This is a genomic window from Streptomyces sp. NPDC058470 (genome assembly GCF_042721055.1).
Classification (GTDB): Bacteria; Actinomycetota; Actinomycetes; order Streptomycetales; family Streptomycetaceae; genus Streptomyces.
Genome location: NZ_JBHXMF010000036.1, coordinates 42,836 through 56,059, shown reverse-complemented (window position 1 = coordinate 56,059; position 13,224 = coordinate 42,836). Strand labels below are relative to the sequence as shown.

The window sequence follows — 13,224 nt, the reverse complement described above, 5'->3', positions numbered from 1 at the left end:
CCTGTAGGCCTGTAGGCCAGCGGGCCAGCGGGCCAGCGGGTCGGCTGGGGTTCGCTCCCCGTGCGGGGGCGGGGGCTGCTGCTGCCTCTGGCTGCCTCCGCCGAGCGGCGCTCTGCTTCGTCCCGCCGGTGGCAGTTCCTCCCGCCGCAGCGGTGCTCGGCCCAGACGCACCGATCCGGCGGTGCCGAACCATCCGGTGGCCCGGGGCCTGCCCGCCCCACGCGGGCGACGGTGTGCACCCTGCCCGGGTGTCCTGGTGGGAGGTCGGCTCTGGCGGCTTGGTGTCGGTGAGTCATGTGCGGCGGGTCTACAGGTCTGGTCGCCCTGCGTGGGCGACGGTGTGTGGCTTGTGCGGGTGTTCTGTTGGGAAGGTCGGTTCCGGCGGCTTGGTGTCGGTGAGTCAGGTGTGGCGGGTCGGTGGGTCTGCCCGTCACGCGGGCAGGCGGTGCCGGAGCCTGCCGCGGGTGCCGGAGCCTGCCGCGGGTGCCGCGGCGGTGCGTCGGCAGGGCGTCGGCGAAGCATCAACTCCGGCGGACCGGCGTCGGTGAATGATGCGCCCCGGGTCTGCCCGCCACGCATGGGCGACGGCAGGCTGCCGACGCCGGACGGCCCCGGTGTACAGCCGACCTCTCCGCCCGCCGCCGAATCACACGCGCCGCCGGAAACAGCAGCCCCATACCCGCCGGGGAGACGTCATCCCAAGCCCCGCCCCCGCTGGCCGATAACGAGCTCCCCCGGGAGACTGGACGCGTGCGCACTGTCAAAGCGACGGCCGCAGCCGTCACCGTAGCCATCGCCGCGGGCGCAGCCTCCGTCGTGGCGGGCCGGTTCGCCAGCGACGCCGCGCTGAAGGCGCCGCCCGGCAGGCCGTTGCCCACCGAGCCCCGGCTCACCGTGCACGCCACGGCAGCGGGCGGGATCACGCTCACCCGTGACCTGGCCTCGCTGCGCCCGGGCAGGTACGGTCTCGCCGGCGACGGCTCCCACGCGGTCGTCGGCCCGGTCATGGAGAGCGTGCCGCACTCCGCCGACACCGTCGTACGCCGCCTGGAACGCGTCACCCACGGCACCCTGGAGCCCGGCGACAAGGTGTGGTTCACCCCGAACGTGCACCTCGGCAACCCGAGCGCCGCCCTCGGCCTCGACCACGCCGACGTCGACGTCCCCGGCGAACTCGGCGCCCTGCCCGCCTGGTTCGTGCCCGGCTTCCGCGACACCTGGGTGATCACCGTGCACGGCCTGGGCGCCACCCGCGAACACCCCATGAACGTGCTGAAGTTCCTGAACCGCCACCAGTTCCCGGTACTCGACCTCGCCTACCGCGGCGACCTCGGCGCACCCCGCTCCCCGGACGGCCTGAACCACCTCGGCGAGACCGAGTGGCGCGACGTCGACGCGGCGATCCGCTACGCCGTGCGCTACGGCGCCGACCAGGTCGTCCTTTTCGGCTGGTCCACCGGCGCCACCATGGCCCTGCGCGCCGCCGCGCACTCCGCGCTGCGGGAGCGGATCTCCGGCCTCGTGCTGGACTCGCCCGTCCTCAACTGGGAGACCACGCTGCGCGCCCTCGCCACCGCCCGCCACACCCCCAGTGCTCTGCTGCCGCTCGCGGTGCGTGCCGCCCAGGGCCGAACGGGAGTGCGCGGCGACCGTATCGAGAACGCCGCGCATCCCGACCACCTCAAGGTGCCGACCCTGCTGATGCACGGCCCGGACGACACCATCGCCCCGTGGGGCCCCTCCCGCCGCCTCGCCGAGCGCCGCCCGGAGCTGGTCACCCTGCACACGGTCCCGGACGCCCCGCACGGAGCCATGTGGAACGCCGACCCGGCAGGCTACGAAGAGATCCTGCGCCGCTTCCTCACTCCGCTGATGTAGCAGCGGCCCAGGGGCTGTTTTCAGCCTGTCCGCCGTGCGTGGACCGGCCCGTTCCGGGCGAGCGGGGGCATACGGGCAGGGCCCGCGGAAGCGCCAGGGCTCATTCCGTTTGGGTTTTCGGACGGTCAACCGGAAGACTGCACCCGTGACGTCCCGTAACCCGCGCGACTCCAGGCTCCGACTCGTCCGCCCGCGGTCCCTGGCCGCCGCCCCCCGGGCGGCTACCCAGCGCCGCTCGCAACGCCCGGCACCGCGCCCGCCCGAGGGCACTCCGCCGCCCGCGGAACTGGCCCGCATGGCACGCACCGGCCTCTCCGACGCGGCCCGCGTGGCCCGCTGGGCCGACGCCGCACTCGGCCCGGGCCGCGACGGCGCGATGCCCGACGACAAGGGCACCCTCTCCGACGCGTCCGCCGAACGGGCCGCCGCCGAAATGGGTCTGACCCCGGCTCAGGTCCGCGCGGACTGGGACACCGCACGCCTGGCGGGCCTCATCGAGGTGCACGGCGGCAGCGCCCGCCCCGGCTGGCGGCTGCGCGCCTGGAACCGCGACGACAGCGCCGTACTGCGCGGCTGGGTCGCCCTCTTCGACGCCTGGTCGCTCGCGTACCCGGAGCCCGCCGACCGGGAACCGTCCGCCGTCGCCGAGGTCGTCTCCGCGATGCCCCAGGTGCTCTCCTTCCTTCAGCTCTCCGCCGGACCCGTCCCCGTGGAGCAGCTCCTCGACCTCCTCGAACAGCGCGTCACGGAACTCCGCACCGAGCGCTGCGAAATCCCCTACGGCCCCCAGCCGGAACCGGTCGCCCAGGCAGCCGCCGAGGACACCCCCCTCGCCCCCCTCCTCGACTGGGCCCTGCACGCCCTGGCCTCCGTGGGCGCGCTCACCTGCGCCGACGGACAGGCCACCCTCACCCCGCTCGGCAGCTGGGCGGTCTGGGTCAAGCTGGAGCAGATCTGCGTCGCCGCGCAGAGCCCCGCCGGGAACATCGAGGCCTCCGCCGAGGACATGCTCCGCGGCTGCGCCCAGCTGCGCCCGAACGCGGCCCGCGCCGAGTACCGCGCCTGGCTCGCCGCCCGCCCCGTCGGCAGCGCCATCACCGAACTCCTCGACGCAGCCCGTGGCGAGGACGCCCTCAGCCGCGGCCTCGCCTTCGAGGCGCTGCGCGTGGTCGGCGCCCCCGCCGAACCCGACGTACGCGCGGTGGCCGAAGAGACCTCGCTGCGGCCCTACGCGCTGCTGTGGCTCGCCGTGCACGACGGCCACGACCCCGAGGACGCCCACGAGGTGCTCACCCGCGCGGAAGCCACCTGGCTGTGGGTCGACACCGCCGCCGCCGTCGCCGACCACGGGGAAGCACCGCTCCTGGTACGCCACTTGGAGTCGGCCGTGCAGCCCACCGTGCCCATGCTCCTCGACGAGGTCCGCGCCGTCGGGCACCCGCGCACCGTGCAGGTCCTGGTCGCGCTGGCCGCCGCCCACCCGGACCCCGCACTGGCCAAGGCCGTACGCCGGGCCGCCTTCCAGGTGCACACCGGGGGGAGCTGACCGGAACCCCGGTGAAGTGCCCGCACAGGCGCGGGCTCCTGCCCGGGGGCCCTACGCCCTACGCCGCTATCTCGGGGGCGTACGTCCCGAAGCTCCAGATGTTGCCCTCGATGTCCCGGGCCATGTAGTCCCGCGAGCCGTAGTCCTGGTCCGTCGGAGGCATCAGGATCTCCGCGCCGTGGTCCACGGCCTGCTGGTGGTGGGTGTCGACGTCGGCCACGACGACGTACACCCCCACCGGGCCCGCGCCCTTCATCGCGCTGTCGAAGACGCCGCCGCGGCCCTTGGAACCGAGCATCACCGCGCCGTTCCCCTGCGTCAGTTCGGCGTGCATCACCGCGCCGTCCTCGCCCTCGTACACCGAAAGCTCGGTGAAGCCGAAAGCCTCCGTGAGCTGCCTGATCGCCGCCTTGGCATCCGCGTACAACAGTGTCGGATAGATGCTCGGGCGCCCGCTGTCGATGCCTGTCATGCCGGTCACTCCCTCTCGTCCCGCCGCCGGAATCCGATCCGCTGTCCAGTCTGGCACCGGGCACTGACAACGCCCTGCCGAGCGGCCACGACAGGTCAGCGGAAGGTGTTGCAGCGGGCCATGTCGCCGGTGCTGTAACCCTGGTGGAACCACTGCTGTCGCTGCCCGGCCGAGCCGTGCGTCCAGGTCTCCGGCGTCACCTGGCCCTGGAACCTCTCCTGGATCCGGTCGTCGCCCACGGCCGCCGCCGCGTCCATGCCGTCGCGGATGTCGGCGTCGGTGAGGCTGGTCAGCAGCGGCCTGCCCGTCGACGGGTTCTTCGTGGTCGTCGCGTGGTGCGCCCACACCCCGGCGTAGCAGTCGGCCTGCAGTTCGACCTTCACCGAGTCGCTGTTCGCGCCGGTCACACCGTCCTGCGCTCTGCCCAGCGTCCCCATCAGGTCCTGCACATGGTGCCCGTACTCGTGCGCCACCACGTACGCCTGCGCGAACGGGCCGCCACTGGAGCCGAACTTGGTGCGCAGCTCGTCGAAGAAGCCCAGGTCCAGATAGACCTTGCGGTCGCCCGGGCAGTAGAAGGGCCCCACGGCGGACGTCGCGGTCCCGCACGCGGTGCCGACGCGGCTGCTGAAGAACACCGTGGGCGAGCGCGTGTAGGTGCCGCTGCGGCGCGTGAACTCCTGCGTCCAGTACGTCTGCACGCTGTTGACGACCGCCACGACGCGGCAGTCGTCCTTGGCGTTGGCGTCCTGTCCCGTACGACAGGTCTGCTGCACCTGCGCGAGGGAGGAGGCGGTCGCCGCGGGCTCGTCGTTGCCGGAGGAGAGTCCGAGCTGGTCGGGTCCCACTCCGAAGAACAGGCCGAGGAGGAGGGCGATGAGCCCGGCGACGCCGCCGCCCACGGTCGCCCTGCCGCCGGGGATCCGGCTGCCGCGCACATCCTGCACCTCGGAGGTGTCCAGGTCGGCGTCGTCGTCGAACTGCACGGACACACCACCCTCTGCCGTACGGCCGTCACTCTGTGGCGCCATCCTGATATGCCCCAAGGACCCCGGCCCCGAGCGGAGGTCCGAACGGGGGACGCACCCTCACCCATCCGCCGTGTCCCGAGCACCACCCCGCCGACCCGCGCCTACGCTCTGCGCCTGATCCGTGGACCGAGTGGGCGAAGAGGGGAAAACGTGGCTGTTGCACCGGTCGAGGTGACGGCTCCGTACCCACAGGACGTCTTCCGGGCCGTCACCGCGCCTGCCGCGGTGGCACCGGCACCGGGCCGCCCGGCGCCCCGGCACTCAGCGACGGCGCGGCACCACTTCCTCTTCCTCCGCCGCTTCCTTCCCTCAGCCCTCCTTATCCCCCCCGGCGCCCCCCCCCCCGCCGCCCCCCACCAGCCGGGCCCCCCCCCCGTCGCGACCCCTCTCCCCGACCACGCGCGCGTGGACGGCGATGCGCGGCCCTCGCTACGTACGGCGAAGGACGCCGTCGAGGCGTACGACGAGGCGACCGGGCGCCCTCGCTGGAGCTACGCACGGGAGGGGCACCGTCCGCTGGCCGTGGTCCCCGCGCGCGGGGACGCGATCGCGCTCTGGGACGACGGGCTGGTCACCGACACCGCGCCCGGCGGCAACGCGGTGCGCTGGCACCGGGCCCTCCCCGGCGCCGCCCCCTGGCTCGGAACCCAAGGCGGCAGCGGCGTACTGCGGCCGCTCGGCGCCCGTATGCTCGCCGTCGTCACCCCGCAGCGCATCACCGCCTACCGCATCGCGGACGGCGATCTGCGCTGGGTGCTGCCCGCCCGTCGCGGATGTGAGTTCGTCCCCACGCGCGCGGTGCGCCACGGCAGGGCGCTCCTGATCGCACAGCCCTGCCCCGATGACGGCGGCACCGACGACTGGACCGCCGAGATCATCGCGGTGGACGACCTCGGCCGGATCACCCCGGACCGCACGCCGCTGGGCAATGAGCGTCACAGTGCCGAACGCCCCAAGGCAGAAAAAACGGTTGCACGGCCCCGTTAGACTTGGCCCATGGCCATTCTCCTCGCGCATTAGACGGCGGGAACGTCCTCAGCCGTCCACCCCGCCAACCACCCTGCCCTGGAGTCTGTCCGTGATCTCCGCCTCCGGTATCGAGCTGCGCGCCGGCGCCCGCCTACTCATCGAGTCCGCCACCTTCCGTATCGCCAGGGGCGACCGCATCGGTCTGGTCGGCCGCAATGGCGCGGGCAAGACGACGCTCACCAAGGTCCTCGCAGGCGAGGGCACCCCCGCCGCGGGCAATGTCACCCGCTCCGGCGAGGTCGGCTACCTCCCGCAGGACCCGCGCACCGGCGACCTCGACATGCTCGCCGGCGACCGTGTCCTCTCCGCCCGCGGTCTGGACACCCTGATCCGCAAGATGCGCGAGAACGAACAGCGCATCGCCAACGGCTCGGGCGCCACCCGCGAGAAGGCCATGCGGCAGTACGAGCGCCAGGAGACCGAGTTCCTCACCAAGGGCGGGTACTCCGCCGAGGCCGAGGCCGCCACCATCGCCGCCGCGCTCAACCTGCCCGACCGGGTGCTCGGCCAGCCCCTGCACACACTCTCCGGCGGTCAGCGCCGCCGTATCGAGCTGGCCCGCATCCTCTTCTCGGACGCCGACACCCTCCTCCTCGACGAGCCGACGAACCACCTCGACGCCGACTCGATCGTCTGGCTGCGCGACTACCTGAAGACCTACCGCGGTGGCTTCATCGTGATCTCCCACGACGTCGACCTCGTGGAGACGGTCGTCAACAAGGTCTTCTATCTGGACGCCAACCGCGCCCAGATCGACGTCTACAACATGGGCTGGAAGCTCTACCAGCAGCAGCGCGAGGCCGACGAGAAGCGCCGCAAGCGCGAGCGGCAGAACGCCGAGAAGAAGGCCGCCGTACTGCACTCGCAGGCCGACAAGATGCGCGCCAAGGCCACCAAGACGGTCGCCGCGCAGAACATGGCCAAGCGGGCCGACCGGCTGCTCGCCGGACTCGACGCCATCCGGGTCTCCGACAAGGTCGCCAAGCTGCGCTTCCCGGAGCCGGCGTCCTGCGGCAAGACCCCGCTGATGGCCGAGGGCCTGTCGAAGTCGTACGGCTCCCTGGAGATCTTCACCGACGTCGACCTGGCCATCGACAAGGGTTCGCGCGTCGTGATCCTGGGCCTGAACGGCGCCGGCAAGACGACCCTGCTCCGGCTGCTCGGCGGGGTCGAGACCCCCGACACCGGCTCGGTCGTCGAGGGCCACGGCCTCAAGCTCGGCTACTACGCGCAGGAGCACGAGACCCTCGACCCGGAGCGCACGGTCCTGGAGAACATGCGCTCCGCGGCCCCCGACCTGGACCTCGTCGAGGTCCGCAAGACGCTCGGCTCGTTCCTGTTCTCCGGGGACGACGTCGACAAGCCGGCCGGTGTTCTCTCCGGCGGCGAGAAGACCCGTCTCGCGCTCGCGACCCTCGTGGTCTCCTCCGCGAACGTCCTCCTCCTCGACGAGCCGACCAACAACCTCGACCCCGCCAGCCGCGAGGAGATCCTCGGCGCGCTGCACACCTACAAGGGCGCCGTCGTCCTCGTCACCCACGACGAGGGCGCGGTCCAGGCGCTCGAACCGGAGCGCATCATCCTGCTGCCCGACGGCGTCGAGGACCTGTGGGGCTCGGACTACGCGGACCTGGTGGCCCTCGCCTGAGCCCCGGGACGCCGTCGGCCGAGCTCCTGGCGGCCGGTCAGCGCCGCTTGATCGAATGACTGATCCACTGCGTATGGATCATTCGGCCGATCCGTGATCCATCAATGGTGTGAGATCTCCTCGTACCGAGGTGTGTCCTACACCGATTTTCCGGCCGAGCTCTTTGATCCCAGGGGCTCGGCCGTTCTGCGTCTCTGACCTGGCACTTCACGGATGAACCCGTTCAGCGGTATGAACGCGACACGTCGGAATCACAGGTTCCACTTGTGGGGACGGGCTCCTGTCGTCAAAACCTTGTCTTACGGACCTTGCCGAATGGGTGGCCATGAAGCCCGGGAGGGGTGATCATGAGAGTCCAGAGCGCACTTCCGCTGAGGAGGCACGGGTGGCCGAGACTCTGAAGAAGGGCAGCCGGGTAACCGGCGCCGCGCGCGACAAGCTCGCGGCAGACCTGAAGAAGAAGTACGACTCCGGTGCGAGCATTCGAGCGCTGGCCGAAGAAACCGGCCGTTCGTATGGCTTTGTACACCGGATGCTCAGCGAATCGGGCGTCACCCTTCGTGGGCGTGGCGGAGCGACGCGGGGCAAGAAGGCCGCCTCGGCCTGAGGCCGGGCGTCCCCATCGGCTTCGGTGGTGACCACCCGGTCGGTCCTGTGATCGGCCGGGTGGTTACTGTGCAGTCACTTAAGGATGCCGTCCCACGGCATCCACCGTGACCGCACGCATCGGAGGCGTCCATGGTTTCGCTCGAACCGGTTCTCGACAAGGACGGCGTACGGCTCACCGTCGACGAGTCCGTCGCCACGGTGACGCTGACCAATGCGGCCAAGCGCAACGCCCAAAGTCCCGCGCTGTGGCGGGCGTTGACGCAGGCCGGTCGGTCACTGCCGGGCACCGTCCGGATTGTTGTGCTGCGCGCCGAGGGCAAGTCCTTCTCCGCGGGGCTCGACCGGCAGGCGTTCACGCCCGAGGGCTTCGACGGCGAGCCGTCGTTCGTCGATCTCGCGCGCGGTTCAGAAGCCGACCTCGACGCGACCATCGCCGAGTACCAGGAGGCGTTCACCTGGTGGCGGCGCAGCGACATCGTGTCCATCGCCGCCGTGCAGGGACACGCCATCGGCGCGGGGTTCCAGCTCGCCCTCGCCTGTGACCTGCGCGTCGTCGCGGACGACGTGCAGTTCGCCATGCGCGAGACGAGCCTGGGCCTGGTGCCCGACCTCACCGGTACACATCCGCTGGTCAGCCTGGTGGGCTATGCCCGTGCGCTGGAAATCTGCGCGACGGGGCGCTTTGTGACGGCTGAGGAGGCCGAGCGCACCGGGCTTGCCAACCTCGCGGTGCCCGGCGGGCAGCTTGATGACGCGGTACGGGATCTGGTGGCCGCGCTGGTGGCCGCGCCGCGCGATGCCGTCATCGAGACCAAGGCGTTGTTGCGCGGGGTGCAGGGGCGGTCGTACGAGGAACAGCGCGTCGCCGAGCGTGCCGCTCAGGGGCGTCGGCTGCGGGACCTCGCCGGGGTGGGGGACTAGCTAAGGCTGTAAGGGGGGCTCCTTCAGTGCGCGGCGGTCACCAGCACCGCCACCGACGGGCTGTCCGGCAGAGCGTTCGTGACCGCCGTTCTGACCGCCCGCGCCACATCGACGGCTCGCCCGGAGACCGCCACCTCAACGCGGACATGGCGGCGCGGCAGGGCACCCTCCCCGCCCCGGCCGTCCTCGATACGCACCGGGCGGTCCAAGACTTCCGTCAGGTGGAGCACCCCCGGCACGGACAGCGCGGCCGTGGCCACCAGTGCCTCCTCGGCAGCGGTGGGCTCGGCGGCCGGCCGTACGTCATCAGGGCGTACGACGGCTGGTTCCCGATCCCCCTCCAGAAACCCCGCCACCCGCAGATCCACCTCAGTGACCTTCAGGCCGAGCCGTTCCGTCGCCGCCGTGGCCAGGGCCCGGCGCAGACGGGCCGCCGTCGTCGGGAGCGGTTCGGCGCCGGGGGCCGTGGGGTCCGCCGAAGCAGTGAAATCGGCGCTGACACGGAGCGGGCCGGGCGGCAGTGCGCTGGGCGGCGCGAGCACGGCGGGGTCATACGACTGTTCGGGGTCCGCGAGCGCGATCCGGAGCGTGCCGAGCCGGACTCCGCGGACGGGAGCCGCCGCGCGCCGCAGCAGGGAGTCGGCGGCCTCCTCCGTGATCCACGCGCCGTCTCGCGGGCCGCCGAGGGGCAGCAGCCTGCCGAGCCCGAGCTGATGTCGTACAACCTGCGCCCACCCGTCCGCCGTCATTGCTCCAGCCTGCCGTATCCCCGGCGCGCGAGCGCGCGACCCCACTTACTGTGGGTGAAGGACGACGACCGAAAGGAATGTACGGCGATGACCGACATGACGGAGCGGAAGCGGCCGGAGACCCCCGAGGGCGAGAAGGAGCCGCTGGGGACGCGCAGGACCACCAAGCGTGGCGGTGGCGACCCCGCGACCCGGGGACGGACCACCATCGCGGACGGAGTCGTGGAGAAGATCGCCGGACTCGCCGCCCGCGACGTACTCGGCGTGCACGCGATGGGGAGCGGGCTGAGCCGGACCTTCGGGGCGGTGCGGGACCGGGTGCCCGGCGGTACGAAGTCCGTCTCGCGGGGTGTCAAGGCCGAGGTCGGGGAGCTGCAGACCGCGCTCGACCTGGAGATCGTCGTCGATTACGGCGTGTCGATCGCGGACGTCGCCCGCGCGGTGCGGGAGAACGTCATCGCGGCCGTCGAGCGCATGACCGGACTCGAGGTCGTCGAGGTCAACATCGCTGTCAGTGACGTAAAGCTGCCGGACGAAGAGGACGAGGAGCCGGAGACGCGGCTCCAGTGACACCTCGGTCTCCGTACCGCTCAATCCGGCCACCGAACTGCTGAGGAGCGCATCATGAGCTTGGCCGTGATCGGCATGATCGCCGGAATGGCGCTGGGCTTCGCCGGGTACTTCGGGGGTTTCGGGGCCTTCCTCCTGGTGGCCGCCCTCGGCGCGATCGGCTTTGTCGTCGGGCGGTTCCTCGAAGGGGACCTGGACCTCGGCGACTTCTTCCGCCCCCGCAACGACCGGCGGCGGTGACGCGTGCCCGCACAGCCCGGCCGGCTCGGTGAGACACGTCGGCCCGTGACGAACGTCGCGCCGGCCGAGCGAGGAGCGACCCGGATCGCCGACCGGGTGGTGGCGAAGATCGCCGGGCAGGCGGCGCGCGAGGCACTGGAGGCGCTGCCCCCGGACGCCATGGCCCCGCACGCCACCGTCGTCGTCCACCACGAGACCGCCCGCGTCCGCGTCAGCCTCGAACTCGACTACCCCTGCGACATCGGCGGGCAGTGCGGTGCGGTGCGTCGACATGTCGCCGAGCGGGTAGGTGCGTTGGCGGGGATGGAAGTACCGGAGGTGGCCGTCCAGGTGGAGCGGCTGCATCTGGCACAGGCACCCGGCGCCGCACACGGGAGGACGCAGTGAGCGAGTCCCAGGGATCCGAGGGCAGCACCCAACGGCTGCCCGTGCTGGAGAAGGCCGCCGAGAGCGAACTCGGCCAGTCCGCCTCCGCGGCGGCATACGAACCGCTGCCCACTCTTGACGAGGAGGGCGGCGGAGAGGGCCGCTTCTGGTCGGCTCGCCGCGTCCCCGCGGGGATTCTCGCCCTGCTGGTCCTCGTCGGCGCGGGAGGCTTCCTGTACGACGTCGCCGCCGTGCGGGCCCGCCGGCCCGCCATGCACTGGCGCAGGTCGCTGGCCCGACAGCTCACCGAACGTCCTCTCGACGACACCTGGGTGCTGCTCGGCGCCGGAGTGGCCGCCGTCGTCGGGCTCTGGCTGATCGTCCTGGCGGCGACGCCGGGGCTGCGTGACGTACTGCCGATGCGCCGCCTCCACGCCGACGTTCGGGCCGGGCTGCACCGGGGCGCCGCCGCGACCGCGCTGCGCGACCGGGCCATGGAGGTCGCCGGTGTGCAGTCGGTCCGGGTCCGTATGCGACGGACGAGGGCCGACGTCCGGGCGGTCTCGCACTTCCGTGAACTCGACGACGTACGGGCCGACTTGGACGCCACGCTCGCCGACGGCATCAGCGGGCTCGGCCTCGCCCGGCCGCCCGCCCTGTCGGTGCACGTCGGACGCCCGGGCCGGAAGGGGTGAGGCGGATGTTCCGGATCGTCAACCGCGTGCTGCTGGGCGTGATCGGCCTGGCGCTGGTCGTCATCGGCGGCTCCGTGCTCGCCGTGGGGCTGGGGGCCGGTCCGCCTTCGTGGTGGATCCACGACGGGCGGCACGACGTGCTGCTCAGCGACGCGGACCGCGCACGGTGGCGGGACGAGGGCTGGTGGTGGCCGGTGGTCATCGCCGTCCTCGCGGTGCTTGTGCTGCTCGCCCTGTGGTGGCTGACGGCCGTGCTGCGGCGCCGCCGGCTCGCCGAGGTGCTCGTCGACACCGGCGACGGCGAGGGCGCGCTGCTGCGCGGGCGGGCCCTGGAGGGCGTACTCGCCGACGAGGCAGGGCAGTTGGACGGCGTCCAGCGGGCGCAGATCCTGCTGACCGGACGGCGCAGCGGCCCCGAGGCACGCGTGCAGCTCGTGCTGGAGCCGCATGTGGACCCCGGGCACGCGCTGCACTCCCTGACCACGGAGGCGCTCACGCACGCGCGCGACTCGGCGGGCCTTGCCGCGCTCCCCGCGGAGGTACGTCTCCGCGGGGTCAAACACCGTGCCGAGCGCGTGAGTTGAGCCTCTGAACGGAGTCTCCCGGAAGCTCTGGAACCGGAAAGGCCCGAGGTCCTGTCGTCACATTCCCGTCGTCGCCCGGAGGGCGTGCATGGCGTCGCGAGGCAGACGGGAATGTGACGACAGGACCTAGAACCCGCTCCGCACGCCGCCGTCCACCGGCAGCATGATGCCCGTCAGGTAGGACGCCGCCGGGGAGAGCAGGAACGCGGCCGTGCGGCCGAACTCCTCCGGGGTGCCGTAGCGGCGCAGCGGAATGCGGGACTCGTTGGCGGCGCGGGTGGCCTCCGGGTCGGCCGAGAGGCCGTCCAGCTCGCGGACGCGGTCCGTGTCGATGCGGGCCGGGAGCAGTCCGAGGACGCGGATACCGCGCGGTCCCAGCTCGTCCGCGAGGGATTTGGCGAAGCCCGCGAGGCCGGGGCGCAACCCGTTGGAGATGGTCAGTCCCGGGATCGGCTCGTGCACCGAGGTCGAGAGCACGAAGCCGATGACACCTCCCTCGCCGAGCTCGGCGGCTGCCGTGCGGGCCAGCCGCACCGCGCCCAGGAAGACGGACTCGAACGCGGTCGTCCACTGCTCGTCCGTGTTGTCCGCGAGGAACCCGGGCGCCGGGCCGCCGACGCTGATCAGGATGCCGTCGAAGCGGCCGAAGTGCAGCCGCGCGGCCTTGACGAGCTGCTCGGCGACCGCAGGGTCGGCGTTGTCGGCGGCGACCCCGACCGCGCCCGGGCCGAGAGCCTTCGCCGCCTCGCCGGCGGTCTTCTCGTCGCGACCCGTGATGATCACCTTCGCTCCGTCGGCCACAAGCTGGCGCGCGGTGGCGTTGCCCAGGCCGCGGGTCGCCCCCGTGACGACGTACACACGGTCCTTCAATCCAAGATCCATGCTC

General features: G+C 72.2%; 15 protein-coding genes. 11 read left to right on the top strand and 4 right to left on the bottom strand.

All coding sequences use genetic code 11. From position 1 onward, the window contains the following. Nucleotides 1-750: 750 nt before the first annotated feature. Nucleotides 751-1,878, top strand: a complete 1,128-nt coding sequence (locus tag ACFWP7_RS25480; RefSeq protein ID WP_384385159.1) for an alpha/beta hydrolase family protein — start codon at nucleotides 751-753, stop codon at nucleotides 1,876-1,878. A gap of 145 nt (nucleotides 1,879-2,023) precedes the next feature. Continuing rightward, nucleotides 2,024-3,424 carry a hypothetical protein gene (locus ACFWP7_RS25475; RefSeq protein WP_384385156.1) on the top strand — a complete coding sequence of 467 codons (1,401 nt, stop codon included), beginning with the start codon at nucleotides 2,024-2,026 and terminating at the stop codon, nucleotides 3,422-3,424. 58 nt (nucleotides 3,425-3,482) lie between these two features. Here ACFWP7_RS25475 and ACFWP7_RS25470 read toward each other — a convergent pair whose 3' ends face one another. After that, complete coding sequence (locus tag ACFWP7_RS25470) at nucleotides 3,483-3,896, bottom strand: VOC family protein (protein WP_384385154.1); 414 nt, start codon at nucleotides 3,894-3,896, stop codon at nucleotides 3,483-3,485. A gap of 95 nt (nucleotides 3,897-3,991) precedes the next feature. Further along, a complete protein-coding gene (locus ACFWP7_RS25465; RefSeq protein WP_384385255.1) occupies nucleotides 3,992-4,882 on the bottom strand; it encodes a neutral zinc metallopeptidase in 891 nt (296 codons plus the stop codon). Between the two features lie 450 nt (nucleotides 4,883-5,332). Between ACFWP7_RS25465 and ACFWP7_RS25460 the strand changes: the two genes are divergently transcribed. From ACFWP7_RS25460 to ACFWP7_RS25445, 4 genes are all read left to right on the top strand, one after another. Further along, entirely contained in the window at nucleotides 5,333-5,914 is a 582-nt protein-coding gene (locus ACFWP7_RS25460) for a hypothetical protein (RefSeq protein WP_384385151.1), read from the top strand. Nucleotides 5,915-6,005: 91 nt separating this feature from the next. Then, nucleotides 6,006-7,604: an ABC-F family ATP-binding cassette domain-containing protein gene (locus tag ACFWP7_RS25455; RefSeq protein WP_384385148.1), complete on the top strand. Its 1,599-nt coding sequence runs from the start codon at nucleotides 6,006-6,008 to the stop codon at nucleotides 7,602-7,604. 385 nt (nucleotides 7,605-7,989) lie between these two features. Further along, on the top strand, nucleotides 7,990-8,211 hold the full coding sequence (locus ACFWP7_RS25450) for a helix-turn-helix domain-containing protein (protein WP_006123601.1): 222 nt from the start codon (nucleotides 7,990-7,992) through the stop codon (nucleotides 8,209-8,211). A 131-nt stretch (nucleotides 8,212-8,342) separates the two neighbouring features. After that, entirely contained in the window at nucleotides 8,343-9,134 is a 792-nt protein-coding gene (locus ACFWP7_RS25445; RefSeq protein ID WP_384385145.1) for an enoyl-CoA hydratase/isomerase family protein, read from the top strand. A gap of 23 nt (nucleotides 9,135-9,157) precedes the next feature. On the opposite strand, the gene ACFWP7_RS25440 is transcribed toward ACFWP7_RS25445, so the two are convergent. Then, complete coding sequence (locus ACFWP7_RS25440; protein ID WP_384385143.1) at nucleotides 9,158-9,883, bottom strand: nucleopolyhedrovirus P10 family protein; 726 nt, start codon at nucleotides 9,881-9,883, stop codon at nucleotides 9,158-9,160. A gap of 87 nt (nucleotides 9,884-9,970) precedes the next feature. Here ACFWP7_RS25440 and ACFWP7_RS25435 point away from each other — a divergent pair, with 87 nt between their 5' ends. Genes ACFWP7_RS25435 through amaP form a run of 5 tightly spaced genes read left to right on the top strand, consistent with a single transcriptional unit; the run spans nucleotide 9,971 to nucleotide 12,338 of the window. Further along, entirely contained in the window at nucleotides 9,971-10,453 is a 483-nt protein-coding gene (locus ACFWP7_RS25435; protein WP_384385141.1) for an Asp23/Gls24 family envelope stress response protein, read from the top strand. A 54-nt stretch (nucleotides 10,454-10,507) separates the two neighbouring features. Next, nucleotides 10,508-10,693, top strand: coding sequence for a hypothetical protein (locus ACFWP7_RS25430; RefSeq protein WP_384385138.1), 186 nt, complete (start codon nucleotides 10,508-10,510; stop codon nucleotides 10,691-10,693). 45 nt (nucleotides 10,694-10,738) lie between these two features. Continuing rightward, nucleotides 10,739-11,080: an Asp23/Gls24 family envelope stress response protein gene (locus tag ACFWP7_RS25425; protein WP_384385136.1), complete on the top strand. Its 342-nt coding sequence runs from the start codon at nucleotides 10,739-10,741 to the stop codon at nucleotides 11,078-11,080. After that, on the top strand, nucleotides 11,077-11,754 hold the full coding sequence (locus ACFWP7_RS25420; protein ID WP_384385134.1) for a DUF6286 domain-containing protein: 678 nt from the start codon (nucleotides 11,077-11,079) through the stop codon (nucleotides 11,752-11,754). The genes ACFWP7_RS25425 and ACFWP7_RS25420 overlap by 4 nt, the downstream gene beginning before the upstream one ends. A 5-nt stretch (nucleotides 11,755-11,759) precedes the next feature. After that, on the top strand, nucleotides 11,760-12,338 hold the full coding sequence (gene amaP / locus ACFWP7_RS25415; protein ID WP_384385131.1) for an alkaline shock response membrane anchor protein AmaP: 579 nt from the start codon (nucleotides 11,760-11,762) through the stop codon (nucleotides 12,336-12,338). 126 nt (nucleotides 12,339-12,464) lie between these two features. Here the strand turns inward: amaP and ACFWP7_RS25410 are convergent, their stop codons facing one another. Next, a complete protein-coding gene (locus tag ACFWP7_RS25410; protein ID WP_384385128.1) occupies nucleotides 12,465-13,220 on the bottom strand; it encodes an SDR family oxidoreductase in 756 nt (251 codons plus the stop codon). Nucleotides 13,221-13,224: the final 4 nt, after the last annotated feature.

Coding starts and splice junctions, on each gene's coding strand:
- ACFWP7_RS25440 (WP_384385143.1), bottom strand. CDS start 9,883: ATGACGGCGGACGGGTGGGCGCAGGTTGTACGACATCAGCTCGGGCTC.
- ACFWP7_RS25470 (WP_384385154.1), bottom strand. CDS start 3,896: ATGACAGGCATCGACAGCGGGCGCCCGAGCATCTATCCGACACTGTTG.
- ACFWP7_RS25430 (WP_384385138.1), top strand. CDS start 10,508: ATGAGCTTGGCCGTGATCGGCATGATCGCCGGAATGGCGCTGGGCTTC.
- amaP (WP_384385131.1), top strand. CDS start 11,760: ATGTTCCGGATCGTCAACCGCGTGCTGCTGGGCGTGATCGGCCTGGCG.
- ACFWP7_RS25435 (WP_384385141.1), top strand. CDS start 9,971: ATGACCGACATGACGGAGCGGAAGCGGCCGGAGACCCCCGAGGGCGAG.
- ACFWP7_RS25410 (WP_384385128.1), bottom strand. CDS start 13,220: ATGGATCTTGGATTGAAGGACCGTGTGTACGTCGTCACGGGGGCGACC.
- ACFWP7_RS25445 (WP_384385145.1), top strand. CDS start 8,343: ATGGTTTCGCTCGAACCGGTTCTCGACAAGGACGGCGTACGGCTCACC.